This is a genomic window from Martinezella multihospitum (assembly GCF_900094585.1).
In the GTDB taxonomy this organism is placed as follows: Bacteria; Pseudomonadota; Alphaproteobacteria; order Rhizobiales; family Rhizobiaceae; genus Rhizobium; species Rhizobium multihospitium.
On the sequence record NZ_FMAG01000016.1, the window covers coordinates 41,423 to 66,561 of the forward strand.

27 protein-coding genes and 1 tRNA gene are annotated in these 25,139 nt (G+C 61.4%); 16 read left to right on the forward strand and 12 right to left on the reverse strand.

Annotation, left to right across the window (positions count from 1 at the left end; translation table 11 throughout):
- The first annotated feature begins 73 nt into the window (after window positions 1–73).
- The 11 genes from rimP to GA0061103_RS34070 all read left to right on the forward strand — a co-directional run bounded on the left by rimP (window position 74) and on the right by GA0061103_RS34070 (window position 13,176).
- The gene (gene rimP, locus GA0061103_RS34020; RefSeq protein ID WP_092720327.1) at window positions 74–679 is read left to right on the forward strand and encodes a ribosome maturation factor RimP; all 606 of its coding nucleotides are present in this window, start codon (window positions 74–76) and stop codon (window positions 677–679) included.
- Between the two features lie 62 nt (window positions 680–741).
- Window positions 742–2,352 (forward strand): transcription termination factor NusA, encoded by a 1,611-nt coding sequence (nusA, locus tag GA0061103_RS34025; protein ID WP_092720329.1) that lies wholly within the window; start codon window positions 742–744, stop codon window positions 2,350–2,352.
- Window positions 2,349–3,041, forward strand: coding sequence for an RNA-binding protein (locus tag GA0061103_RS34030; protein WP_092720331.1), 693 nt, complete (start codon window positions 2,349–2,351; stop codon window positions 3,039–3,041). The genes nusA and GA0061103_RS34030 overlap by 4 nt, the downstream gene beginning before the upstream one ends.
- A 101-nt stretch (window positions 3,042–3,142) precedes the next feature.
- Complete coding sequence (gene infB / locus GA0061103_RS34035; RefSeq protein ID WP_092720333.1) at window positions 3,143–5,890, forward strand: translation initiation factor IF-2; 2,748 nt, start codon at window positions 3,143–3,145, stop codon at window positions 5,888–5,890.
- Between the two features lie 95 nt (window positions 5,891–5,985).
- On the forward strand, window positions 5,986–6,585 hold the full coding sequence (locus tag GA0061103_RS34040; protein WP_245304960.1) for a hypothetical protein: 600 nt from the start codon (window positions 5,986–5,988) through the stop codon (window positions 6,583–6,585).
- Window positions 6,586–6,655: 70 nt separating this feature from the next.
- Window positions 6,656–7,063 (forward strand): 30S ribosome-binding factor RbfA, encoded by a 408-nt coding sequence (gene rbfA / locus GA0061103_RS34045; RefSeq protein WP_092720337.1) that lies wholly within the window; start codon window positions 6,656–6,658, stop codon window positions 7,061–7,063.
- Window positions 7,064–7,075: 12 nt separating this feature from the next.
- Window positions 7,076–8,008 (forward strand): tRNA pseudouridine(55) synthase TruB, encoded by a 933-nt coding sequence (gene truB / locus GA0061103_RS34050; protein ID WP_092720339.1) that lies wholly within the window; start codon window positions 7,076–7,078, stop codon window positions 8,006–8,008.
- Between the two features lie 94 nt (window positions 8,009–8,102).
- The gene (locus GA0061103_RS34055; RefSeq protein WP_092720341.1) at window positions 8,103–8,954 is read left to right on the forward strand and encodes an alpha/beta fold hydrolase; all 852 of its coding nucleotides are present in this window, start codon (window positions 8,103–8,105) and stop codon (window positions 8,952–8,954) included.
- Window positions 8,955–9,118: 164 nt separating this feature from the next.
- Window positions 9,119–9,388, forward strand: coding sequence for a 30S ribosomal protein S15 (gene rpsO / locus GA0061103_RS34060; protein WP_092720343.1), 270 nt, complete (start codon window positions 9,119–9,121; stop codon window positions 9,386–9,388).
- Window positions 9,389–9,713: 325 nt separating this feature from the next.
- Entirely contained in the window at window positions 9,714–11,852 is a 2,139-nt protein-coding gene (gene pnp, locus GA0061103_RS34065) for a polyribonucleotide nucleotidyltransferase (protein WP_092720345.1), read from the forward strand.
- 307 nt (window positions 11,853–12,159) lie between these two features.
- Window positions 12,160–13,176, forward strand: coding sequence for a class I SAM-dependent methyltransferase (locus tag GA0061103_RS34070; RefSeq protein ID WP_092720346.1), 1,017 nt, complete (start codon window positions 12,160–12,162; stop codon window positions 13,174–13,176).
- A 303-nt stretch (window positions 13,177–13,479) separates the two neighbouring features.
- Here GA0061103_RS34070 and GA0061103_RS34075 read toward each other — a convergent pair whose 3' ends face one another.
- The 5 genes from GA0061103_RS34075 to fabA form a co-directional block, all read right to left on the reverse strand.
- On the reverse strand, window positions 13,480–14,055 hold the full coding sequence (locus tag GA0061103_RS34075; RefSeq protein ID WP_092720348.1) for a GNAT family N-acetyltransferase: 576 nt from the start codon (window positions 14,053–14,055) through the stop codon (window positions 13,480–13,482).
- 34 nt (window positions 14,056–14,089) lie between these two features.
- Window positions 14,090–14,455, reverse strand: a complete 366-nt coding sequence (locus GA0061103_RS34080; RefSeq protein ID WP_245304958.1) for an HIT family protein — start codon at window positions 14,453–14,455, stop codon at window positions 14,090–14,092.
- 84 nt (window positions 14,456–14,539) lie between these two features.
- The gene (gene fabI, locus GA0061103_RS34085; protein WP_092720352.1) at window positions 14,540–15,346 is read right to left on the reverse strand and encodes an enoyl-ACP reductase FabI; all 807 of its coding nucleotides are present in this window, start codon (window positions 15,344–15,346) and stop codon (window positions 14,540–14,542) included.
- Between the two features lie 4 nt (window positions 15,347–15,350).
- Window positions 15,351–16,574, reverse strand: coding sequence for a beta-ketoacyl-ACP synthase I (gene fabB, locus GA0061103_RS34090; RefSeq protein WP_092720354.1), 1,224 nt, complete (start codon window positions 16,572–16,574; stop codon window positions 15,351–15,353).
- Window positions 16,575–16,627: 53 nt separating this feature from the next.
- Window positions 16,628–17,143 carry a 3-hydroxyacyl-[acyl-carrier-protein] dehydratase FabA gene (gene fabA / locus GA0061103_RS34095; protein ID WP_015338264.1) on the reverse strand — a complete coding sequence of 172 codons (516 nt, stop codon included), beginning with the start codon at window positions 17,141–17,143 and terminating at the stop codon, window positions 16,628–16,630.
- Window positions 17,144–17,440: 297 nt separating this feature from the next.
- Between fabA and irrA the strand changes: the two genes are divergently transcribed.
- Window positions 17,441–17,863 carry an iron response transcriptional regulator IrrA gene (gene irrA / locus GA0061103_RS34100; RefSeq protein WP_092720356.1) on the forward strand — a complete coding sequence of 141 codons (423 nt, stop codon included), beginning with the start codon at window positions 17,441–17,443 and terminating at the stop codon, window positions 17,861–17,863.
- Between the two features lie 55 nt (window positions 17,864–17,918).
- On the opposite strand, the gene GA0061103_RS34105 is transcribed toward irrA, so the two are convergent.
- A complete protein-coding gene (locus tag GA0061103_RS34105; protein ID WP_092720405.1) occupies window positions 17,919–18,554 on the reverse strand; it encodes a trimeric intracellular cation channel family protein in 636 nt (211 codons plus the stop codon).
- Window positions 18,555–18,694: 140 nt separating this feature from the next.
- On the opposite strand from GA0061103_RS34105, the gene GA0061103_RS34110 reads away from it, so the two are divergent.
- Window positions 18,695–19,174, forward strand: coding sequence for a hypothetical protein (locus tag GA0061103_RS34110; protein ID WP_092720357.1), 480 nt, complete (start codon window positions 18,695–18,697; stop codon window positions 19,172–19,174).
- Window positions 19,175–19,263: 89 nt separating this feature from the next.
- On the opposite strand, the gene GA0061103_RS34115 is transcribed toward GA0061103_RS34110, so the two are convergent.
- The 6 genes from GA0061103_RS34115 to GA0061103_RS34140 form a co-directional block, all read right to left on the reverse strand.
- Entirely contained in the window at window positions 19,264–20,055 is a 792-nt protein-coding gene (locus GA0061103_RS34115; protein ID WP_092720359.1) for a YdcF family protein, read from the reverse strand.
- 72 nt (window positions 20,056–20,127) lie between these two features.
- The gene (locus tag GA0061103_RS34120; protein ID WP_092720362.1) at window positions 20,128–20,850 is read right to left on the reverse strand and encodes a YoaK family protein; all 723 of its coding nucleotides are present in this window, start codon (window positions 20,848–20,850) and stop codon (window positions 20,128–20,130) included.
- A gap of 102 nt (window positions 20,851–20,952) precedes the next feature.
- Window positions 20,953–21,423, reverse strand: coding sequence for a GIY-YIG nuclease family protein (locus GA0061103_RS35730; protein ID WP_092720364.1), 471 nt, complete (start codon window positions 21,421–21,423; stop codon window positions 20,953–20,955).
- A tRNA-Ala gene (locus GA0061103_RS34130) sits at window positions 21,384–21,459 on the reverse strand. Before GA0061103_RS34130 ends, GA0061103_RS35730 begins: the two co-directional genes overlap by 40 nt.
- Window positions 21,460–21,611: 152 nt before the next feature.
- The gene (locus GA0061103_RS34135) at window positions 21,612–21,992 is read right to left on the reverse strand and encodes a TIGR02300 family protein (RefSeq protein ID WP_092720365.1); all 381 of its coding nucleotides are present in this window, start codon (window positions 21,990–21,992) and stop codon (window positions 21,612–21,614) included.
- Window positions 21,993–22,075: 83 nt separating this feature from the next.
- Window positions 22,076–22,267 (reverse strand): hypothetical protein, encoded by a 192-nt coding sequence (locus GA0061103_RS34140; protein WP_092720366.1) that lies wholly within the window; start codon window positions 22,265–22,267, stop codon window positions 22,076–22,078.
- Between GA0061103_RS34140 and aroA the strand changes: the two genes are divergently transcribed.
- From aroA to cmk, 3 genes are all read left to right on the forward strand, one after another.
- Window positions 22,266–23,615: a 3-phosphoshikimate 1-carboxyvinyltransferase gene (gene aroA / locus GA0061103_RS34145; RefSeq protein WP_092720367.1), complete on the forward strand. Its 1,350-nt coding sequence runs from the start codon at window positions 22,266–22,268 to the stop codon at window positions 23,613–23,615. The genes GA0061103_RS34140 and aroA overlap by 2 nt on opposite strands.
- A 100-nt stretch (window positions 23,616–23,715) precedes the next feature.
- On the forward strand, window positions 23,716–24,351 hold the full coding sequence (locus GA0061103_RS34150; RefSeq protein WP_092720368.1) for an FMN-binding negative transcriptional regulator: 636 nt from the start codon (window positions 23,716–23,718) through the stop codon (window positions 24,349–24,351).
- 29 nt (window positions 24,352–24,380) lie between these two features.
- Entirely contained in the window at window positions 24,381–25,013 is a 633-nt protein-coding gene (cmk, locus tag GA0061103_RS34155; protein WP_092720369.1) for a (d)CMP kinase, read from the forward strand.
- The last annotated feature ends 126 nt before the right edge of the window (window positions 25,014–25,139 follow it).

Here is a 25,139-nt window from a genome sequence, read left to right on the forward strand (position 1 = left end):
GAGTGGGCCGCAAGGACCCGCTCTTTTTTATTAGCGCGATCTCCCAATGCATGAACAATGCAGGAGTGAATGCTTGTCGGACGTGACAAACGCAGACAATACCAATGAACCCAGGCTGATCGTCGAAACCGGCCTTGACCAGCGCGTCGCCGCCATCATCGAGCCCGTTCTTGTGGGCATGGGCTTCCGCCTGGTGCGCGTGCGCCTCCTCAATCTGAACGGCCTGACGCTGCAGATCATGACCGAGCGCAACGACGGCACCATGACCGTCGAGGACTGCGAAGAGGTCTCCACGGCCATTTCTCCGGTCCTTGATGTGGAAGATCCGATCGATAAGGCGTATCATCTTGAAGTGTCTTCGCCCGGCATCGACCGCCCGATGGTGCGAAAGTCGGATTTCCAGCGCTGGATCGGCCACATCGTCAAGTGCGAAACGTCGATCCTCGTTGACAACCGCAAGCGTTTCCGCGGCAAGATCGCCGCCGTCGACAATGACGGCTTCACGATCGAACGCGACCAGGTCGCCTATGGCGAGGAGCCCAAGGTGACCATTCCGTTCAGCACGCTGGCCGAAGCCAAGCTGATCCTGACGGACGATCTCATCCGCGACGCGCTGCGCGCCGACAAGCTGGCGAAAGCCGAGGCAGCGAACCAGAACGAAGCGGACGACCAGGAATAACCGATCAACGAACCGCCTGACGGAACGGGAACCCAAGGGCAGGAAGACGGAGACTAAAGACAATGGCAGTCAGTGCGAACCGGCTAGAACTTCTGCAGATCGCAGATGCAGTGGCGCGCGAAAAGGTCATCGACCGCGAGATCGTGCTTGCCGCAATGGCGGATGCGATCCAGAAGGCCGCGCGTTCGCGTTACGGTACGGAATCGAACATCCGCGCCGACATCAACCCGAAGACGGGTGAAATTCGCCTGCAGCGTCTGCTCGAAGTGGTCGAGAAGGCCGAGGACTATTCCACGCAGATCCCGCTGGAACTGGCCCGCGACCGCAATCCGGACGCAGCCCTTGGCGATTTCATCGCCGATCCGCTGCCGCCGATGGATTTCGGCCGCATCGCTGCCCAGTCGGCCAAGCAGGTCATCGTGCAGAAGGTGCGCGAAGCCGAGCGTGACCGCCAGTTCGACGAATTCAAGGATCGCGTCGGCGAAATCGTCAACGGCACGGTCAAGCGCGTCGAATACGGCAACGTTATCGTCGACCTCGGCCGCGGTGAAGGCATCATTCGCCGCGACGAAATGATCCCGCGCGAAAACTTCCGCTACGGCGACCGCGTCCGCGCCTATGTCTACGACGTCCGTCGCGAACAGCGCGGCCCGCAGATCTTCCTGTCGCGCACGCATCCGCAGTTCATGGTCAAGCTCTTCACCATGGAAGTGCCGGAAATCTACGACGGCATCATCCAGGTGAAGTCGGTGGCCCGCGATCCGGGCTCGCGCGCCAAGATCGCCGTCATCTCGAACGACTCGTCGATCGATCCGGTCGGCGCCTGCGTCGGTATGCGCGGTTCGCGCGTTCAGGCCGTCGTCGGCGAGCTGCAGGGCGAAAAGATCGACATCATTCCCTGGTCCAGCGAGCCGGCGAACTTCGTCGTCAACGCGCTGCAGCCGGCGGAAGTCGCCAAGGTCGTTCTCGATGAGGATGCCGAGCGCATCGAAGTCGTGGTGCCGGACGAGCAGCTGTCGCTCGCCATCGGCCGCCGCGGCCAGAACGTTCGCCTCGCTTCGCAGCTGACCGGCTGGGATATCGACATCATGACGGAAGCCGAGGAATCGGAACGCCGCCAGAAGGAATTCAACGAACGCACCAACCTGTTCATGGACGCGCTCGACGTGGACGAAATGGTCGGGCAGGTCTTGGCCTCGGAAGGCTTTGCCGCCGTCGAGGAACTGGCCTATGTCGATCTCGACGAAATCTCCTCGATCGACGGTTTCGACGAAGACACCGCCCAGGAAATCCAGACCCGCGCCCGCGAATATCTCGAAAAGCTCGAGGCCGAAATGGACGAGAAGCGCAAGTCGCTCGGCGTTGCCGACGAACTGCGTGAGATCAATGGCATGACGGCGCAGATGATGGTTGCCCTCGGCGAGGACGGCATCAAGACGATCGAGGACTTCGCCGGCTGCGCCGCCGACGACCTCGTCGGCTGGTCCGAGCGCAAGAACGGCGAGACGAAGAAGTTCGAAGGCCTGTTCTCCAAGCTCGAAGTCTCGCGCGTCGAAGCCGAACAGATGGTCGTGCAGGCCCGCCTGCTGGCCGGCTGGATCACCGAAGCCGATCTCGCTACCGAAGCCGAAGAGGCATCGGAAGGTGAAGGCGAGGCCGAGCAGGAAGCATGATGAGCGCAGAGGGGCCGAAGGCTGCACCCGAAGACGACGATCTTGCGGGTGACGGCACAAATGGCCGTATGTGCATCGTAACACGCGAAAGCGGATCGCCAGATGAGCTGATCCGCTTCGTCGCCGCTCCGGACGGAACCGTGGTTCCGGATCTGAAGCGGCAGCTGCCGGGACGCGGATGCTGGGTCAAGGTCGACCGGGCACTCGTGGACAAGGCAGTGGCAAAGAAGTTGTTCTCCCGCGCCCTGAAGGCGGAGGTGACCGCGCCGAGCGATCTCGGCGCCACCGTCGACCGCCTGCTTGCGGCGCAACTGGCCGGGATGATGAACATGGCACGCAAGGCGGGCCAGTTCGTATCCGGCTCGTCGAAGGTGGACGGCGCCGTTCGCAACGGCTCGGCACTTGCCGTGTTCCATGCGATGAACGCCGCCGCCGATGGCGTGCGCAAGATCGACCAGGCGCGCAAGGCCTGGCATCTCGGCATGGAGACCGAAGCAGTAATACCGTCCTTCCGTGTCTTTACGGAGGCGGAAATGGACGAACTGATGGGCCAGAATGCTTTTATCCATGCCGCAGCGCTTGCAGGGCAGGCGGGTGAGGGTGTAGTGAAGCGCGCAAACCTGCTCGAACGGTACCGCAACGGCGGTCAGTCCCGGGCAACGGGCGGCGCTGGCCGGCGAAAACAATGACGCGGTCACCGGCCTTTGCCGGACGCCTCATTAAGGTACATGCATTGAACGACAGGGTCTGACGGACTATTCCGTACCCTGTCCGAAGGAACAGGAACGGAATGACCGACAATCAAGACGACAAGACGCTGAGTGTTTCGGGTAAGAAGACCCTCACCTTGAAACCTTCAGGCGTAAACCAGGGCACCGTGCGCCAGGACATGGGCCGCGGTCGCACCAAGGCGGTCGTGGTTGAGACCCGTAAACGCCGCCCGCTACGTCCTGAAGACGAAAAGCCAATCACGCCGACGACGACAGCAGCGCCATCGGTGACACGCGTCGCCGAGCCGACACCGCAGCCGCCGCGCCCGCCGCAGCCGGCTCCGCGCATTCATCAGCCTGGCGGCCAGCAGCAGCGGCCGGCACAATCCAACCAGGGCTATCAGCAGCGCCCGCAGCAGGAGCGCTCGTCGCGTCCGGTGGTCCTGAACCATCTGTCGGCCGACGAGATGGATGCTCGTCGCCGCGCGCTGGCTGACGCACAGGCTCGCGATGCCGCGGACGCCGTTCGTCGCGCCGAGGAAGAAGCCCGTCGCAGGGTGGAAGAAGAAGCACGCCGCGTCGCCGAACAGGCCGAAGCCGTCCGCCGTGCCGCCGAAGAGGCTGCCCAGGCCGCGGAAGCAGCCAAGGTCGCTGAACAGGCTCCGGCCGCTCCGGTCGAGGCGAAGGTTGAAGCTCCGAAGCCGGCTACGCAGCCTGCTCCGGCGCCGGCCGTTGCGCGCCGCCCGGATGCGTCTACTCCGCAGTCTGCCCGCCCCGGCGCTGCAGCCACGGAAGCACCGGCCAATCGCCGCCGCCCCGGCAACGAGGAAGAGGAAAGCCGTGGCCCGTCCCGCGGTGCTCCGATCCGCGGCAAGGTCACCCGGCCTGAGCCGGCCAAGCCCGTCACCACGCGTCCGAAGACCGAGGACGAGCGGCGCCGCGGCAAGCTGACGGTCACGACGGCCGATGTCGATGAAGACGGCAACGCACGCGGTCGCTCGCTTTCGGCCATGCGCCGCCGCCAGGAAAAGTTCCGCCGCAGCCAGATGCAGGAAACGCGCGAAAAGATCTCGCGTGAAGTCGTGCTGCCCGAGACCATCACCATTCAGGAATTGTCGCAGCGCATGTCCGAACGCGCCGTCGACGTCATCAAGTACCTGATGAAGGAAGGTCAGATGATGAAGCCGGGCGACGTCATCGACGCCGATCTGGCAGAACTCATCGCCGGCGAATTCGGCCACACGGTCAAGCGCGTTTCGGAATCCGACGTCGAACAGGGCATCTTCAACGTTGCCGACGAGGAAGGCGAACTGGTTTCGCGTCCGCCGGTCGTTACCATCATGGGTCACGTCGACCACGGCAAGACCTCGCTGCTCGACGCCATCCGCCATGCCAACGTGGTAGCCGGCGAAGCCGGTGGCATCACCCAGCATATCGGTGCCTATCAGGTCGAGCAGAACGGTCAGAAGATCACCTTCATCGATACGCCCGGCCACGCCGCCTTCACGGCGATGCGTGCCCGCGGCGCCCAGGCGACCGACATCGCGATCCTGGTGGTTGCTGCCGACGACAGCGTGATGCCGCAGACGATCGAATCGATCAACCACGCCAAGGCGGCCGGTGTTCCGATCATCGTGGCGATCAACAAGATCGACAAGCACGAAGCCAATCCGCAGAAGGTCCGCACGGAACTGCTGCAGCACGAAGTCTTCGTCGAATCCATGGGCGGTGAAGTGCTCGACGTGGAAGTCTCCGCGAAGAACCGCACCAACCTCGACAAGCTGCTCGAAGCCATCCTGCTGCAGGCGGAAATCCTTGACCTCAAGGCCAATCCGAACCGCACGGCCGAAGGCACCGTCATCGAAGCCCAGCTCGATCGCGGCCGCGGTTCCGTCGCCACCGTGCTCGTGCAGAAGGGCACGCTGCGTCCTGGCCAGATCGTCGTTGCCGGCGATCAGTGGGGCCGCGTTCGTGCGCTCGTCAACGACAAGGGTGAGCATGTGAAGGAAGCGGGCCCGGCCATGCCGGTCGAACTGCTCGGCCTTTCCGGCGCACCGCAGGCCGGCGACAAGTTCGCCGTCGTCGAAAGCGAAAGCCGTGCCCGCGAGATCTCGGAATACCGCCAGCGCCTCACCCGCGACAAGGCGGCTGCCCGTCTGTCCGGCCAGCGCGGCTCGCTCGAGCAGATGATGACGCAGCTGCAGGCTGTCGGCGTGAAGGAATTCCCGCTGGTTATCAAGGGCGACGTGCAGGGCTCGATCGAAGCCATTGCCGGTGCTCTCGAAAAGCTCGGCACCGACGAGGTCCGTGCTCGCATCGTCCATTCGGGTGCCGGCGGCATCACCGAGTCGGACGTCTCGCTGGCGGAAGCCTCCAATGCGGCCATCATCGGCTTCAACGTCCGCGCCAATGCGCAGGCACGTCAGTTCGCCGAGCGTCAGGGCATCGAGATCCGCTACTACAACATCATCTACGACCTGGTGGATGACGTGAAGGCAGCGATGTCGGGTCTCCTGTCGCCGGAGCGTCGCGAAACCTTCCTCGGCAATGCCGAGATCCTCGAGGTGTTCAACATCACGAAGGTCGGCAAGGTCGCGGGTTGCCGTGTCACCGAAGGCAAGGTCGAGCGTGGCGTCGGTGTTCGCCTCGTTCGCGACAACGTCGTCATCCACGAAGGCAAGCTCAAGACGCTCAAGCGCTTCAAGGACGAAGTGTCCGAAGTCAATGTCGGTCAGGAATGCGGCATGGCCTTCGAGAACTACGAAGATATCCGCGCCGGCGACACCATCGAGTGCTTCCGCGTCGAGCATATCACCCGTACGCTCTAAGCAATCTTCGATTTGCAAGACATCAAAACCGCCGGCGAAACCGGCGGTTTTTTCTTGGATCCCGGCGAACACGAGGAAGCATCGACGTGACTGCAATGCTCGAAGATGACAACAGGATCGTCGTCTCCTTCGTTCGCCAGCCAAGCGAACATGTCGCTGTCATGTGGCAGGCAGGGCAACGCCTTGCCCTTCGCCACCCTCCGAACGCGCATAACCGGGCAGCTTGGCGGTTCGTCTCCGCAATCGGTGTCGGCGCGGGCTTCCCGGTGCTGTTCTACTTGTTGCGCGCTTACGTCTTTGTTCCCGTATTCGGATTGTCGCCATCCATGGATTTGGGCGACATGGCGATCATCTGGCTCGTGCCGACTCTGATCATCTATGTGCTCATCCTGATCTATTCCCGGTGGGCAACGCGGCGGCGCACGGCGACGATGCGATCGCGCATACGTCCCGATGTTACCATTACGGTAACGATCACATCTGAGGGCGGCTCCTGGAATTCGGAGCATACATCGATTTGGCTTGGCTGGCGCGAGATCCGGGACATCGGTCGCCGCAATGGGCGGATTGAATTCGATACGGAGTCCTTCGTCACCTATATTCCGGCATCCGCTTTTGCCGATGAGGCCGCGCAGCAGGCCGCATTCGCAAGGATTCTCGGCTTCTGGCGGGCCGCAAACCCTGTCCAGCCTTGACCTTTGCGCCGGATCGAGTCATTTCACCCGCTTTATCGCGTCCCTGGGGGACGCTGCTAACGGAACAACCATGACCAGACCAACTTCTTCCGCGCCTTCGCAGCGCATGCTTCGCGTCGGCGAGCAGGTGCGCTCAGCGATCACGCAGGTCCTGCAGCGCGGCGAAGTGCGCGACGACCTGATCGAGCGCACCGTGATTTCCATTTCCGAAGTGCGCATGTCGCCCGATCTGAAGATCGCGACCGCCTTCGTAACCCCGCTCGGCGTTTCCGACCATGCCGCCGTCATCGAGGCGCTGAACCGCCATGCGAAATATATCCGTGGCCGCCTCGGTCCGCAGCTTCGCCAGATGAAGTACATGCCGGAAGTGCGCTTCCGCGACGATACGAGCTTCGACAATTACAAGAAGATCGACGCATTGCTGCGTTCGCCCGAGGTCAGCCGCGATCTCGAAGACGATAACGACCAAGATCAATAACAGAGACAGAGAATGTCCAAACCACGCAAGCCCAAGGGCCGCCCGATTTCGGGCTGGCTCATCCTCGACAAGCCGATTGATTTCGGCTCGACCGAAGCCGTCTCCAAGATCAAGTGGCTGTTCAAGGCCCAGAAGGCCGGCCATGCCGGCACGCTCGATCCGCTCGCATCCGGCATGCTGCCGGTCGCGCTCGGCGACGCCACCAAGACGGTCCCCTACGTCATGGATGGCCGCAAGATCTATGAATTCACCGTGAGTTGGGGCGAGGAACGCGCTTCCGACGACCTCGAAGGCGAAGTGACCGCGACCTCCGACAAGCGTCCGAGCGAAGAGGATATTCGCGCGCTGCTGCCGAACTATACCGGCGTCATCCAACAGATCCCGCCGCAGTTCTCCGCGATCAAGATATCAGGCGAACGCGCCTATGACCTCGCCCGCGAAGGCGAAACGGTCGAGATCCCCTCGCGCGAAGTCGAAATCTTCCGCCTGACGCTGCTCGCCTGCCCGGACGCCAACACGGCACATTTCGAAGTCGAATGCGGCAAGGGCACCTATGTGCGCGCGCTTGCCCGCGATTTCGGCCGCGATCTCGGCTGCTATGGCCATATTTCCGGCCTGCGCCGCAGCTTCGTTGCCCCCTTCGCAGAGGAGGCGATGGTGCCGCTTGCCGATCTTGTGGCGCTGGAAGAGATCGAAGACGCGGACGAACGGCTCGCAGCCCTCGATGCGCTGCTGATCGACACGGCGGAAGCCCTCTCTTCGCTGCCACATCTCGTCATCAGCGATGACCAGGCACACCGCCTGAAAATGGGCAACCCGATCCTGGTGCGCGGCCGCGATGCGCCGGTTGCCGAAACCGAGGCCTATGCCACGGCACGCGGCAAGCTGATCGCCATCGGCGAGATCGGCCAAGGCGAATTCCGCCCGAAGCGCGTCTTCGGCTGACCTGCTGCCGGCCAAAAAAAGGCGGCTATTGCAGGGTTATAGCGATGCGATATGCTCCCCGGCGGGCCATGACGGCCCGTTCAAGGGGGAGAAGATGCGCAGAGCTACCATCGGCATACTGACGTTCCTTTCATTGTTCCTCACAGTCGCAAGCGCGCATTCCGCCGAGCGCTGGGCCGGGCTGCCACCCTTTCCGCCGATGCCGCAGCCGAAGGCGAGCGGCATGGCCGATGTCAACGACATCAAGATGTATTATGCCGAATATGGCGCGGGCGACCCGATCCTCTTCATCCATGGCGGCCTCGGGAACGCCGACGTCTGGGGCGCTCAGGTCGCCGATTTCGCTAAGGATCATCTCGTCATCGTCGCCGACAGCCGCGGGCATGGCCGCTCGACGCGCAGCCAGCAGCCGTTCGGCTACGATCTGATGACTTCGGATTACGTGGCGCTGCTCGACTATCTGAAGATCGGCAAGGTGACGCTGGTCGGATGGTCCGATGGCGGCATCATCGGCATCGACATGGCGATGAAACATCCCGAAAAGCTGACCCGCGTGATCGCGCAAGCCGCCAATGTCACGACCGACGGCGTGAAGCCCAACGTCATGAGCAACAAGACCTTCAACGACTACATCAACGTCGCCGGCGAGTATTACAAGAAGCTGTCGCCGACCCCGAACGAATATGACGCCTTCGTCAACCAGATCTCGCAGATGTGGGCGACGCAGCCGGCATGGACCGCAGCCGACCTTGGAAAGATCACGGTGCCGGTGACGCTTGCCATCGGCGACCATGACGAGGCGGTTAAACTCGACCATACTGAGATGATGGCGAAGGAGATACCGGGCGCGAAGCTCGTCATCCTGAAGGACGCCAGCCATTTCGCCATGCTGCAGGATCCCGAGGGCTATGATGCGATGATCCGGGATGCCATGGCGGGACGCTGAAAAGGCCTGGGAAACCTCCCGAGGGAGAACCCTCTTTCCATTGGCGCTCATTTGGTTTATAGGCAGCGCCAGCATCGGGCGTGCCTGATTGCATTCGCGGCCAATGCTGGACGACATCCCGGCGTTTGGCGACTTTAATCTCCTCTCATAGAAAGGACCATCCGATGTCGATCACTGCTGAGCGCAAGGCTGCGCTGATCAAGGAATACGCTACCGCCGAAGGCGACACCGGTTCTCCGGAAGTCCAGGTTGCGATCCTGACCGAGCGCATCAACAACCTCACGGACCACTTCAAGGACCACAAGAAGGACAACCACTCGCGTCGTGGCCTTCTGACGATGGTTTCCAGCCGCCGCTCGCTTCTTGACTACCTCAAGAAGAAGGACGAAGGCCGTTACACCAAGCTGATCAACAGCCTCGGTATCCGCCGCTAATAAAACCTCCGGCGGGCGTTCTGCTGAACGCCCGCCGGATGCTTATAGAGGGTATGAACCCTTGAAGACCGTTTCGCTTGCGCCTTGCATTGGCGCGATGCGAGATTGCCGGCAGCCCGGATGGGCCGGTGCTGCCAACAACAACCGTTGACCTGTCATGGGGCAGGATTGCCGGATGCTTTCAGCCGAAGCTTCACGCTTCGGCCGACTTTCGAAAGCCTCTCGTTGTCTTGCCCGTGATGCGTCACACTTCGTGCGGTTGAAGATGCGCCCTGCCGAACTCGTCGGCCACGGCGCCTTTTCCCGTACTGTGCAAGGATAAGATATGTTCGATATCCATACCGTCGAAATCGAGTGGGCAGGCCGCCCGCTGAAGCTGGAAACCGGCAAGATCGCCCGCCAGGCCGACGGCGCCGTCGTCGCCACCTATGGCGAGACCGTAGTGCTTGCGACCGTCGTTTCCGCCAAGGCTCCGAAGCCGGGCCAGGATTTCTTCCCGCTCACCGTCAACTACCAGGAAAAGACCTACGCTGCCGGCAAGATCCCCGGCGGCTACTTCAAGCGCGAGGGCCGTCCGAGCGAAAACGAAACGCTCGTTTCCCGCCTGATCGACCGTCCGATCCGCCCGCTCTTCCCGGAAGGCTACAAGAACGACACGCAGGTCGTCGTGACGGTCATCCAGCATGACCTCGAAAACGATCCGGACATCCTGTCCATGGTCGCGACCTCGGCTGCCTTGACGCTCTCCGGCATCCCGTTCATGGGCCCGATCGGCGGCGCTCGCGTCGGCTACATCAACGGCGAATACGTGCTGAACCCGCATCTCGACGAGATGGACGAGTCGACCCTCGACCTCGTCGTCGCCGGTACGCAGGACGCTGTTCTGATGGTTGAATCCGAAGCCAAGGAACTGCCTGAGGACGTCATGCTCGGCGCCGTCATGTTCGGTCACCGCGGCTTCCAGCCTGTCATTGACGCGATCATCAAGCTCGCCGAAGTTGCCGCCAAGGAGCCCCGCGACTTCCAGCCGGAAGACTATTCCGAGCTCGAGAAGGAAATGCTCGGCCTCGCCGAAGCCGAACTCCGCGACGCCTACAAGATCACGCAGAAGGCCGATCGCTACGCCGCCGTCGACGCCGTCAAGGCCAAGGTCAAGGCACACTTCCTGCCCGAGGAAGGCGAAGCCAAGTACACGGCCGAAGAAGTCGGCGCCATCTTCAAGCACCTGCAGGCCAAGATCGTTCGCTGGAACATTCTCGACACGTCGAGCCGCATCGACGGCCGCGACCTGTCGACCGTTCGCCCGATCGTCTCGGAAGTCGGCCTTCTGCCGCGCACGCACGGTTCGGCGCTGTTTACCCGCGGTGAAACGCAGGCAATCGTCGTCGCCACGCTCGGCACCGGCGAAGACGAACAATATGTCGACAGCCTGACGGGCATGTACAAGGAGCGTTTCCTGCTCCATTACAACTTCCCTCCCTACTCGGTTGGCGAAACCGGCCGCATGGGCTCCCCGGGTCGTCGCGAAATCGGTCACGGCAAGCTCGCATGGCGCGCTATCCGCCCGATGCTGCCGTCGGCTGAACAGTTCCCCTACACGCTGCGCGTCGTCTCCGAAATCACCGAATCGAACGGCTCGTCCTCGATGGCGACGGTTTGCGGTACCTCCCTCGCTCTGATGGATGCCGGCGTGCCGCTGGCCAAGCCGGTTGCCGGCATTGCCATGGGTCTGATCCTGGAAGGCGATCGCTTCGCCGTTCTCTCCGACATTCTCGGCGACGAAGACCATCTCGGCGACATGGACTTCAAGGTTGCCGGCACGGAAGCAGGCATCACCTCGCTGCAGATGGACATCAAGATCGCCGGCATCACCGAAGAGATCATGAAGGTCGCTCTCAGCCAGGCCCAGGGCGGTCGCACCCACATCCTCGGCGAAATGGCCAAGGCCATCTCCGAGAGCCGTGGCCAGCTCGGCGAATTCGCACCGCGCATCGAGGTCATGAACATTCCGGTCGACAAGATCCGTGAAGTCATCGGCTCCGGCGGCAAAGTCATTCGCGAAATCGTCGAAAAGACCGGCGCGAAGATCAACATCGAAGACGACGGCACCGTCAAGATCGCCTCGTCCTCCGGCAAGGAAATCGAAGCGGCCCGCAAGTGGATCCACTCGATCGTCGCCGAGCCGGAAGTCGGCCAGATCTACGAAGGCACGGTCGTCAAGACCGCCGACTTCGGCGCCTTCGTCAACTTCTTCGGCGCCCGCGACGGCCTCGTCCACATCTCGCAGCTCGCTTCCGAGCGCGTTGCCAAGACGCAGGACGTCGTCAAGGAAGGCGACAAGGTCTGGGTCAAGCTGCTCGGCTTCGACGAGCGCGGCAAGGTTCGCCTGTCCATGAAGGTCGTCGACCAGGCCACCGGCCAGGAAATCGCTGCAGACAAGAAGAAGGACGACGCGGCCGAATAAGCTGCGCCTTCATAAACTTTCCGGGGCGCGGGATTCGTTTCCGCGCCCCTTTTATATTGAAGAGGCTGGCGATTTCGGTTTTTCCGAAGCTCTGTGCCCGGCCCCTCACCCTAGCCCTCTCCCCGCAATGCGGGGAGAGGGGATTTGACAGCGCTTGATGATCGCCCTCTCCCAGACTGGGCATGTTGTCTTGCTCTGTGGTCCCCTCTCCCCTTCCCAACGGGGAGAGGGCTAGGGTGAGGGGCAAGCACTAGGACAGACATCTGCCCGCAGGCCCAACCAACGAAACAATAACGAGACCACGCCCATGAGCCGCGATGCCCTGAAGACCCTGTTCCATCCCTTTGCCTCCGGCACCGTCGACGCTCCCGGCGAGGGTCAGCGGATCCTGTTCCTAGGCGCCGAGGCCGGCTTTGCGCTGCCGGAGGGCTTTGCTGCCGAGCTTTCCGCCGTTCAGGGTTTCCGCCCCTTCTATCGCCAGCTGCAGGCGCAGCGCATCAACGTGACGCCGGAGATCGAGGGCGAAGGCTATGACGGCGCGCTGGTGCTCTGCGGCAAGCATAAGGGTGAGAATGAGGACCATATCGCCGAAGCGCTTTCGCGCGTGAAAGAAGGCGGGCTCATCGTCGTTGCCGGCGGCAAGGAAGACGGCATCCAGCCACTGCGCAAGCGCATCGAAGCCTTCGGCCTCGAGATCGAGCATATGCCGAAATATCACGGCGTTGCCTTCTGGTTTGCCCGTCCTGCCGATATCAAGCTGTTGACGGCGCAGCTCGCCAGGCCGGCAACGCGCGTCGACGACAGCTTCACAACGGCGCCCGGCATGTTCTCCCACGACCGTGTCGATGCCGGTTCGGAGCTGCTCGCGTCGCGCCTGCCGACCGACTTTTCCGGCGATGCCGCCGATTTCGGTGCCGGCTGGGGCTATCTTTCCGTCGAACTCGCAATGAAGTCACCACGGATTGCACGTATCGACCTCTACGAGGCCCATTACGGCTCTCTGGAGGCCGCGCGCACCAATCTGCTATCACACTGCCCGAAGGTCGCTCAGCGCTTCTTCTGGCACGATCTGGCGAGCGAGCCGGTCAAGGACAAGTACGACCTGATCATCATGAACCCGCCTTTCCACGAAGGCCATGCCGCCGAGCCTTCGCTCGGCCAGGCGATGATCAAGACGGCCGCTTCGGCGCTGCGCGGCGGCGGCCGCCTGATGCTGGTCGCCAATCGCGGCCTGCCCTACGAGCCGGTGCTGGCGGAGAACTTCAAGGAATTCGGAGAGACCTGCCGCAATGCCCGCTACAAGGTGCTCTGGGCAAAGAAGTAAGCAATGAATGGCGGTCAAATGGCCGCCATTTTTATGCGAGGCTCAACCGCGCTGCTTGGCGCCGCAGAATACCCCAGGGCTCTTTCTTCACCATCTCTACCGTCATCCTCGGGCTTGACCCGAGGATCCACGCACAAGCGTTTCAACCGGATGCATCATCTCTGGTTGAGCCACAAACGAGAGTGCGGCGCGGATCGTTGTTACGATGCCCGCGGACGCGGCAACGCACACGGGACTTGTGTCTGGATCCTCGGGTCAAGCCCGAGGATGACGAAGTGTGAATATGCCGCGATGGCAAACCGATCACACCTCACGCGACGCCCTTGCCGCCCATTCCCAGCTCAGCACAGCATAGACGCATTCATCGCCCCAAATGCCGTTGAAGCGATCGCTTTCAATCAAAAGCGCCTCGCGACGCAGACCAAGCCGCTCGACGACGCCGACGGAGCCGGCGTTCTTCGCATCCAGTCGCGCGAAGATCCGGTGAAAGCCGAATTTTTCGAAACCGAGGGTAATCATGGCTTCTGCCGCTTCGGTGGCATACCCCTTGCCGGCATAGGCGGGATTGAAGATATAGCCGAGCTCGGCTTGAAGTGCGGCCTTGTTGACGAGCTTCAAGCTGACCTGGCCCATCAGGGCATCATCCTCGCATCGCATGACGGCGCAACGGAGAATATCGCCGTCTTCCGACAAACGCGTATTGAAGCTGGCGTCGAAACGCTCGCGCATCTCCTCTTCCGACGGAGGATCGCTGTAGAGATAACGATAGATCTCCGGCAGAGAACGGTAAGCGCTGTAGGCTTCGAAATCCTCCGGCACAAAGCGGCGAAGGATGAGGCGATCCGTAGAGGCAAAATATTCGCTGTCCGCGAGTGTCATCAAGCATCCAAAATGTTCGTGCTGGCAGGGCTACTCAATCCGGTCGCGCGGCCGGCAATTCCATATCACCCAGCCGGCGCGGGATCAGATGGACATGGGCATGAAAGATTTTCTGGCCGGCCGCATGGCCGATGTTCGACCCGAAGTTAAATCCGCTGACGGATGGGTCTTCGCTTCCGATCGCCTCTTGGCACCGCACAGCAAGTTGGTGAATGGCTTCACGCTCATTCGCATCAGTTGCGAAAATATCCGCCACATGGCGCCTGGGAATGATCAGCGTGTGCAGCGGCCGCACCGGGAATTTGTCCCTGATCGCAAAGGCGGCAGTGTTTTCGACAAGGATGGTCAGTTCGGACACACAGCAAAAGATGCAGTTCTCACCCGCCACACAGACCTCCATTAAAGCTTAGGGCCGCTCGTGGCGGCCCCAAAATGCTATAGAATTTGCGATTGAGGCGATAGCTTCCGCACTCAAACGCTTGACTTATTCCGCGTCCGCGCTCGACAGCGTTTCCAGTGTCGGCATCGAGGTGATGTTGTAGCCGGCATCGACGAAGTGGATTTCGCCGGTCACGCCTGCCGAGAGATCCGACAGGAGATAGAGCGACGAGGAGCCGACCTGATCGATGGTGACGGACTTGCGCAGCGGCGCGTTGCGCTGGTTCCACGACAGGATGGCGCGGGCATCGGAAATGCCGGCGCCGGCGAGCGTGCGGATCGGGCCGGCGGAAACGGCGTTGACGCGAATGCCGCGCGGGCCGTAATCGGCAGCGAGATAGCGAACGGAGGCCTCGAGTGCGGCCTTGGCGACACCCATGACGTTGTAGTTCGGGATGACGCGCGTCGAGCCGTTATAGGTCAGCGTCAGCATGCTGCCGCCCTCGGTCATCAGCTCGGCGGCGCGCTTGGCAATCTCGGTGAAGGAGAAGCAGGAAATCACCATGGTACGGGTGAAGTTCTCCCGCGTGGTGTCGGCATAAAGCCCCTTCAGCTCGTTCTTGTCGGAAAAGCCGATGGCATGGACGATGAAATCCAGTTTGCCCCAGCGCTCCTTGATCGCCGCGAAGACGGAATCGACCGATGCGAGATCCTCGACGTCGCACGGCAGAAGGAAATCCGAGCCGACTTCGGCTGCCAGCGGCTTGACGCGCTTGCCGAGAGCTTCGCCCTGAAAGGTGAAAGCCAGTTCCGCGCCTTCGGCTGCAAGCGCCTTCGAAATACCCCAGGCAATCGAGTGATTGTTTGCGACGCCCATGATGAGGCCGCGCTTACCCTGCATGATTCCCGTCATTGCCTTATCCGTTGTAGCGCTGGAATACGAGCGTGGCGTTGGTGCCGCCGAAGCCGAAGGAGTTCGAAAGAGCGATATCGAACTTGGCGTTGTCGATACGCTTGCGCACGACCGGCACGCCTTCGAATTCCGGATCGAGTTCGGTGATGTGAGCGCTTTCGCCGATGAAACGCTCCTGCATCATCAGGATCGAGTAGATCGATTCCTGAACGCCGGCTGCGCCGAGCGAATGGCCCGTCAGCGACTTGGTCGACTGGATCGGCGGGATCTTGTCGCCGAAGACTTCGCGGATCGCGCCGATTTCCTTGCTATCGCCCACCGGCGTCGAGGTGCCGTGGGTGTTGATGTAGTCGATATCGCCCTTCACGGTGGCGAGCGCCTGGCGCATGCAGCGCACGGCACCCTCGCCCGATGGCGCCACCATGTCGTAACCGTCTGAAGTGGCGCCGTAGCCGATGATCTCGGCATAGATCTTGGCGCCGCGGGCCTTGGCGTGTTCCAGCTCTTCCAGAACCAGCACGCCCGCGCCGCCGGCGATGACAAAGCCGTCACGCTTGGCATCATAGGCGCGCGAGGCGGTTTCCGGGTGGTTTTCGTTGAAATCCGACGACATCGCTCCCATGGCGTCGAAGAGGTTCGACATGGTCCAGTCGAGGTCTTCGTGGCCGCCGGCGAACATGACGTCCTGCTTGCCCCACTGGATCATTTCAGCGGCATTGCCGATGCAATGCGCGGAGGTCGAGCAGGCCGACGAGATGGAGTAGTTGACACCGTGGATCTTGAACCAGGTCGCAAGCGTGGCCGAGGCGGTCGACGACATCGACTTCGGCACGGCGAAAGGTCCGATGCGCTTCGGGCTGTTGTTCTTGCGGGTGATGTCGGCAGCCTCAATCAGCGTGCGGGTCGACGGGCCGCCGGAGCCCATGATGATGCCGGTGCGCTCGTTGGTGATATCACCTTCCTCGAGGCCGCTGTCTGCGATCGCCTGCTTCATGGCGACGTGGTTCCAGGCACCGCCCTGCGACAGGAAGCGCATGGCGCGGCGATCCACCAGGTCCGTCGTATCGATCTTCGGCGCACCCCAGACCTGGCACTTGAAACCGTGCTCGGCGAAATCGGGGGAGAAGGAAATGCCGGATTTGGCGTCGCGCAGCGAGGCGGTCACCTCTTGAGCATTGTTTCCAATCGAAGAGACAATACCCAGACCCGTAACAACTACCCGTCTCATGTCGATGACCTTTTCTAAAACATCTGTCTTTGTGGAGGCGGCGGTGCCGCGGTTCAGGCAACCTTGTCCTTGGACAGGCCCACGCGCAGGTCCGTCGCCTGATAGATGGTCTCGCCGTCGGCCTTCAGCCAGCCGTCGGCAGTGCCAAGGACGAGGCGCCCGCGCATGACGCGCTTGAAGTCGATGCCGTATTCGAGAAGCTTCGTATCCGGACGAACCATGCCCTTGAACTTCACTTCGCCTGTCGAAAGCGCCATGCCGCGGCCGGGCTCGCCGAGCCAGCCGAGGAAGAAGCCGGTCAGCTGCCACATGCCGTCGAGCCCGAGGCAGCCCGGCATGATCGGATTGCCGGCAAAATGGCAGGGGAAGTACCAATCATCAGGGCGCACGTCGTATTCGGCGCGAATATAGCCCTTGTCGAAGGCTCCGCCCGTCTCGGAAATATCGGTAATGCGATGGACCATCAGCATCGGTGGCAGGGGAAGCTGTGCGTTGCCCGGGCCGAACAGCTCGCCGCGGCCACAGGACAGGATTTCCTCGTAATTGAAGCTGGATTGTCTCGTCGTCATAAAAATTCCGTTTCCCCCGCATGAATGCCGATGGATGTGAAGCTTTAGTGCAAGATCGACAGAAAATGAAGCGCAACCATCACACTCTCATTCAGCCGTTCGATCGAACGCACCAGCTCTTATGTGGTGGTCGCATACAGGAACGCCAGAGCCGCTACCAGTGCCAAATGCGGCAAAAGCCCGATTTTTCCGGCTTTTGAGCACCTTCCCACCCCATTGAAACTATTGAAAGCAATCAAGGCAAAAGTTATATGGCTTAGTAAAGAATTATAGAGATCAGGAATCCGGAGTCCCTGAATGGCGGAAGAAGCCGAAATCGCGATCGAGAGCAGGCTGCGCAATGTGGGCCTGAGGCCGACCAGGCAGCGCATCGCGCTCGGCGATCTTCTCTTCGCCAAGGGGGATCGCCATCTGACCGTAGAGGAGCTTCACGAGGAAGCTGTCGCCGCCGGCGTTCCGGTTTCGCTCGCGACTGTCTACAACACGCTGCATCAATTTACCGAGGCAGGCCTGATCCGCGTGCTCGCCGTCGAAAGCACTAAGACCTATTTCGACACCAACGTCTCCGATCATCATCACTTTTTCGTGGAAGGCCACAACGAAGTGCTGGATATTCCGATCAGCAATCTGACGATCGACAATCTGCCAGAGCCGCCGAAGGGCATGGAAATCGCCCATGTCGACGTGGTGATCCGCCTGCGCCGCAAGCAGAGGCAATAGGATTGTCTTCCAACCATTTGCTATTGCCTACTGCCTAATTCCTACTGCCTCACATCTACATCACATCGTCCGGATGCCGGCCCGGCTTGTGATGATAGGTCGGAAAGGTCCAGCCGAACCAGAGCGCGCCGCCGCGCACCGCAAAGGCCGCGATCACGCCCAGTCCCGCGGACATATAGAGCGGCATCGGGGTCGCATTGGCGGCGGTGAAAACGCCTGCGCCGACGAGCGAAGCCGTCACATAGATTTCCGGACGCAGCAGCACCGAGGGTTCATTCGCCAAAAGATCGCGTAAAATGCCGCCGAAGGTCGCCGTCAGTGCGCCAGTGACGATAGCGACGGTAGGCGAGCCCGTCGCCGCCATGCCCTTGGCCGCTCCCATCACGCAATAGGCCGATAGTCCCACTGCATCGAGCCAGATGAGCAGCCGATAGCGCGATTCGAACAGGTGCGCGGTGAAGAAGACCAGGACGCCGACCACGGCGCAGATGATGATATAGGTCGGATTCAGCACCCAGAAGACCGGCACCCGGCCAAGGACGATATCGCGCAGCGTGCCGCCACCGATACCGGTGACGGCCGCCAGGAACAAGAAGCCGATCAGATCGAGCTGCTTGCGCGAGGCGGCGAGCGCGCCGGTTGCGGCAAAAAGGGCGACGCCGGCATAATCAAGAAACGAGAGAAGCGACATCGAAAACTCCAACGGGAGGCCGGCAATCTTTCCGAAATGAATCACGACGGCAAGGGCCGCGCAAGCAGGCGCGTGCAAAGATGTCGCAGCGGCTGCGGCTGTCATCGCGGCCGTAACGGCGCTTCGAAAAGGAATCCTCCGTGAAATCCCTGCTGATCGTAATCCTCAACCTCTTCGCTCTCGTGATCATGCCCGCCGTGGCCGAGGCGCAGCAATCGATCCTGCAGGACCCCGTGGCCTTCGAGAAGGATCACTTTACCAAGAGCTGCGACGGCCAGGTGAGCTTCGGCGACCATTTCGCCACCCAGCAGGACATCAACAATGACAAGCTGATGGATATCGTCGTCAATGAGGGCGAGATCACCTGCAAGGGCGAAAAAGGCCCCTACTGCACCGACGAGGGCTGCCCCTATAATTTCTACGTCCAGGTGGCCGAGGGCGGCTATCTGCTCGTGGCCACCGCGCAGATCTACGGCTACGATTTCATCCAGCGTTTCGGCAACATGGTGCTGGTCATGAAAATGCATCCGCGCTTCTGCGACCGCAAGGATGGCGAAGCCGTCTGCGAAATCACTGTCAGAGTGCGCGGCGTCAAATTCGTCACGATCTCGAAGAAATAGGCAATTTCAGGAAAAGGCGGAAACGCAAGTTGCGGTTCCGGACACGTGGTTACGGTCCGAGGCACGTAGCTACGGCCTGGGACACGTAGTTACGGTCCGGGATAGAGTGCCGAGGTGCGGCCGACGGCGTAATAGCCGACCAGACCGACCCATTCGCGCAGGCCGGTTGCCAGCAGTTGCGCATTGCGCGAAGGCTGCGTGAAATCGAAGCCGAGGGTTTCCTTGCCGGTGCTGCGATAATCGACCGGCCATGGCACGACGGCAATGCCCTGCTTGCGGAAGATGCCCATCGAGCGCGGCATGTGGAAGCCCGAGGTGATGAGCAGGCAATCCGAAAGCCCGTTTTGCGCCAGCAGCTCCTTCGTATTGACGGCATTCTCGAAGGTGGTGCGTGAGGTCTTGTCCTCGACCATGCGACTTGTCGGAATGCCGAGCGCGGTGAAGAAACGCTCGGAAATCACGGCATCGCCCTCATAGGTGCCGCCGATCGAGCCATCGCCGCCGGAGATCACGATGCGCGCCTGCGGATATTTCTGCGCAAGGCGCAGCGCTTCGATGAGGCGATCGCCGGCCGAATCGAGTTCGTAGCCGCCGCGCGCCGTCGTCACCTCATTCTGCGTGGCGCCACCGAGAACGATCATGCATTTGAGATCGGCGGGATCGGCTGCGGGGTGCGGAAAACGCTCTTCCAGCGTTTGAACGACATAGGCGCCGGCCGTCGTATAAAGCGAGACGAACAGGATCAACGCCGATAGCAGCGACGAGACGACGGCCGTGGCGCGCCAGCGCAGCAGGGCGGCGATGAATGCCAGGAGAACGAAGAGAAAGGCCAGCGACAGCGGCTGACCGAAGATCCAGACAAGTTTCGAAAAAACGAACACGGCACATCCTTACGCTTGTCGGCAAAACGATTCGCTTTACTCCCTAGCAGATTTTTGTGCACTGCAATGTGGCTATTTCGCCCGTCGCACCGTCGGGGCGGCCACCGTCAGCCGCTGGCTGAAGCGACGCTGCAGCGGGCGAGGGATGAAAAGAGTGACAAGCGCGAGCACGAGCGCGACCATCGACACCAGCCAGAGCGCCCGGGCGCCAAAGGCATTGGCGAGAAGCGCGCCGATGATGGCGCCTGATATCATGCCGCTCCAGGGTACGATCTGTACCCTCCAGGCAAGATCCCGGTCTCCCAGAAGAAATCGGCCGATGCCGCGGCCGAATCGCGAGAGCGCGCCGGTGACATAGGTGAGGCCGATCGGCAGGCCTTCGATATGCTCGACGGTGGCGTTGACCATGCCCATGGAGAGCACCACCAGATAAAACTGCACCAGAATCAGCCATGACTCAGCAAAGCCCGCGGCCGCGGCCAGAAGGATGCTGACGCAGGCCAGCACGACAAAAGCCCGCCGATCCGCCGCATGGGCGACGACGATCCCCAGCGCATTGCCGGCAATGAAAGTCAGAATGGCGGAAAACAGCACCGCCGCATGGCCGAAATCCCCTGTCCCCAGCGCAATCGCCGCCCGCGTCGTATTGCCGGTCATGAAGGACACGAAATTCCCCGTCAGCATCAGCCCGACGGCATCGGTCATACCGGCGAGAAAGGCGATGGAGGCAACGAGCAAAAGCCCCGTCACGGTACGGCGGGTCTTGATGAGACGACGGCGGCGCTGTCTGGTCATGAGCGAATCGGGGGTGGGTTAAGGAGAGTTGGAGGCTAGCATGAAGTTGCGGGGATGCGGAGTGTCTACAACGTTGTCGATAGGGCGATACAGGCGTGCCTCTTAGAGCAACCTTTTCCTTGCAAATGCTCTGCCAGAATGAGACTTCAGATAGGCCTCAAATTCAAGAGCACGGTATTTGTCAGGAAAGGCAGAATACCAGAGGAGAACCCACGGCATGAACTTTGCGGTGTGGGTCGACTTACCGGCGTTGTGATCAGCAAGCCGCTGCTTAAGGTCCGAAGTCGACCCGGTATATTGCTGCTCGGGAAAATCCGCGCTTTGAAGGATGTAAACGTACCACATCCACATCTCGATCAGTTGGCATCCGGTGATTCGAACGCAAATTCTATATGCAATCGAGCTTGTCTTTGTATCTGAAAATGTTGAGTGGAGATTTAAGCCCGTCGTCGCCCTGCGGGCTTTGCCGGGCCACTGCTTCGGCCTAACGGTTTCCCACGGCTGCGCCACGCGAAGCCCGTAAGGGCGAAGCGTGGTGGAGCTAAGCGGGATCGAACCGCTGACCTCTTGCATGCCATGCAAGCGCTCTCCCAGCTGAGCTATAGCCCCATCAAGATGGTGCCGGTTGACCGGCCCTGGGTCCCTTCCGAGCGCTTCGCCCGTCGGGGTGGCGGCTTATTACTTGTGGTTTTCACAGATAGCAAGCCGAAAAATTCGGCCCGGGAAATTTTTCTTAAAGTCCGGGCCGATTGTCTTTCAGATCAGACGTCGTCTTCGTCGCCGGTGACGCCGATGATGTCGCTCATGTCGTCATCGTCTTCATCTTCGTCGGCTTCGAGGAAGGTATCGTCGTCATCGTCGCCGATTTCGACATCGTCATCGCCCATATCCGGAATGTCGTCGCCGCCTGCAGCGTCGTCGGCATCCTCGAGCGAAACCAGTTCGACTTCCGTGTTTTCGGTATCGACTTCGGCCACTTCCTCTTCTTCCGGAACTTCCTTGGAAGCGGAGGTTTCCTCAAAGAAGGACAAGGGCCAGGACTTGCCGGTATAAGGCGAGACCACCGGATCCCGGTTCAGGTCATAGAACTTCTTGCCGGTATCGGGGTCGGTACGTTTTGTTCCAAGTTCCGCTTTCGCCACTGTCAAAGCCTCATGAATGGCCGAATGAAAATTCGGCAATGCCGGGGAAGCCGGCGTTTTAAGGGAAATATCAGCCGGTCCCCTTAATCGTTGCGGCCGTTTCTGTCAAAGCTAAAGTTCATGCCGCTCCGCAGGCGCTTTTCGCGCGTGGCGGGATGACTGAGAAACAGGCCTGTGCTAACCAAGCGGCGTGAACCGCAGAACATCTGGCGCAGAACGATCGCAGCCAGCACAGAATGCGGATGGAATACCGGCATCGCAAAGGAATTGCCCATGCCGCACGATACTCTCCCTCAACCAGCCGTGGCACGCCGCTCGGCCGGCCTTTCCGGCGCAATCCGCATTCCCGGCGACAAATCCATTTCCCACCGCTCCCTCATGTTCGGCGGCCTTGCCGCGGGCGAAACCCGCATCACCGGCCTGCTCGAAGGCGAGGATGTGCTGAATACCGGCAAGGCCATGCAGGCCCTGGGCGCCACGATCCGCAAGATCGGCGACGAATGGATCGTCGGCGGCACCGGCAATGGTGCGCTGCTGGCGCCGGAGGCACCGCTCGATTTCGGCAATGCCGGCACCGGCTGCCGCCTCACCATGGGCCTGGTGGGCTCATATGATTTCGAGACCACTCTTGTCGGCGACGCCTCGCTTTCGAAGCGGCCGATGGGCCGCATCCTCGATCCGCTGCGCCTCATGGGAACGCAGGTCAAAGCCGCCAAGGCCGACAAGCTACCCGTCACTCTGCGTGGCCCCCGAGTGGCAAGCCCTCTCACCTATCGCGTGCCGATGGCTTCGGCGCAGGTCAAATCGGCCGTGCTGCTGGCGGGCCTCAATGCGCCGGGGATTACCACCGTCATCGAGCCTGTCATGACCCGCGATCATACCGAGCGGATGCTTGCCGGTTTCGGCGCAGCACTTTCAGTCGAAACGGATGCGGCCGGCGTTCGCACCATTCGCCTCGAGGGCCAGGGCAAGCTCACTGGCCAGACGATCGATGTCCCTGGCGATCCCTCTTCCGCCGCCTTTCCGCTGGTGGCTGCATTGATCGTGCCCGGCTCCGACATAACCATCCGCGACGTACTGATGAACCCGACGCGCACCGGCCTCATCCTGACGCTGCAGGAGATGGGCGCGGATATCGAGATCCTCGACCGGCACATGACGGGCGGCGAGGATGTCGCCGATCTGCGCGTACGGTCCTCCACACTCAAAGGCGTGACCGTGCCGGCAGAGCGTGCGCCGTCGATGATCGACGAATATCCGGTGCTGGCCGTCGCCGCAGCCTTTGCCGAGGGCACGACCATCATGCAGGGACTTGACGAGCTGCGGGTGAAGGAATCCGACCGGCTCTCGGCCGTCGCCGAGGGGTTGAAGCTCAATGGCGTCGACTGCATCGAAGGCAGGGATATGCTGACGGTTCAGGGCAAGCCTGACGGCAAGGGTCTCGGCAATGCTGGCAGCGCCAAAGTGAGCACCCATCTCGATCACCGCATCGCCATGAGCTTTCTCGTCATGGGCCTTGCTGCCGAACATCCTGTCACGGTCGACGATTCCGCCATGATCGCCACCAGCTTTCCGGAATTTTTTGCTATGATGACGAGATTGGGCGCGACGATCGAAACTTAAGCCTGATAGACCGCGCCATTGGCCATTCGAAGCCTTGCCTTGCCTTGCCAAATTTGCGGGAATGGGCTTTTGGCGATGGCGGCAACGACGGATCGAAGCCATGTATCAGCCTCCACATCATCGCGAAGACGATCTCGCCACGCAGCACCAGCTGATCCGTGCCCATCCGCTGGGGCTGCTCATTACGGCTGGTGACAGCGGGCTGATCGCCAATCCCGTGCCGTTCCACCTGAACACCGAACTTTCGCCGAAGGGCACGCTGCAGGCGCATATTGCCCGCGCCAACGGCCAGTGGAAGGAAATCGCGGCCGGCGCGCCGGTCCTCGTCGTCTTCCAGGGCGCCGACACCTACATCACGCCCTCCTGGTATGCGACGAAGCGGGAAACCGGCAAGGTGGTGCCGACCTGGAACTATGCGATCGTGCAGGTGCGCGGAGCCGTGCGGACGATCGACGATGCCGCCTGGCTGCGCACGCAGATCGGCGCGTTGACCGGCGAGAACGAGAGCGAGCGCCAGCAGCCCTGGGCGGTGGAAGACGCGCCGCCGGAGTTCATTGCCGCCCAGCTGAAGGGCATCATCGGCATCGAAATCAACATCGAGACGATTGACGGCAAATGGAAGGTGAGCCAGAACCGGCCGCTGGCTGACCGACAGGGCGTCGCCGAAGGTCTTGGCGCAATCGATCGAACGGATGCCGCCGAGATGGCTGATCTGGTGCGTCGTTACAGCAAATAACGAGATATCGGGTAGGGACGGAAGAAAACATGATCATCGCCATCGACGGACCTGCAGCTGCCGGCAAGGGAACTCTGGCACGCCGGATCGCCGAAGCCTATGGTTATCATCATCTCGATACCGGCCTCACCTATCGAGCCACCGCCAAGGCGCTGCTCGATGCCGGCCTGCCGCTTGACGACGAAGCCATTGCCGAAGACGTGGCGCGCAAGGTCGATCTCGCCGGCCTCGACCGGATCGTCCTGTCCCGACACGAGATCGGCGAGGCCGCCTCGAAGATCGCTGTCATGCCGGCGGTGCGCCGTGCGCTGGTCGAAGCGCAGCGCCGCTTTGCCGAGAAAAAGCCGGGCGCAGTGCTCGATGGCCGCGATATCGGCACCGTCGTCTGCCAGGATGCGCCGGTGAAGCTCTATGTGACGGCCTCAGCCGAGGTACGCGCCAGACGGCGCTATGAAGAGATCATCGAAGCCGGCGGCAGTGCCGATTACGACGCCATTTTCGAGGACGTCAAGCGGCGCGACGAGCGCGACATGGGCCGCACCGACAGCCCGCTCAAGCCGGCTGAAGAGGCATACTTGCTAGATACCTCAGAAATGAGTATAGAAGCGGCGTTTCAGACGGCAAAGTCGATCATCGACGCCGCTCTGAGCCGAAATGCCTGAAAATATGAGCGGCTTTCGCGTGCTTCGCGCCGGAACCGCCGATTTCAAATAGCCTGACATTCCGTCCAAGCGCCGGATAGCTTCCCGAACAGGAGGCGGACTGGGGTCAGGCCTGTTTAACGCGAA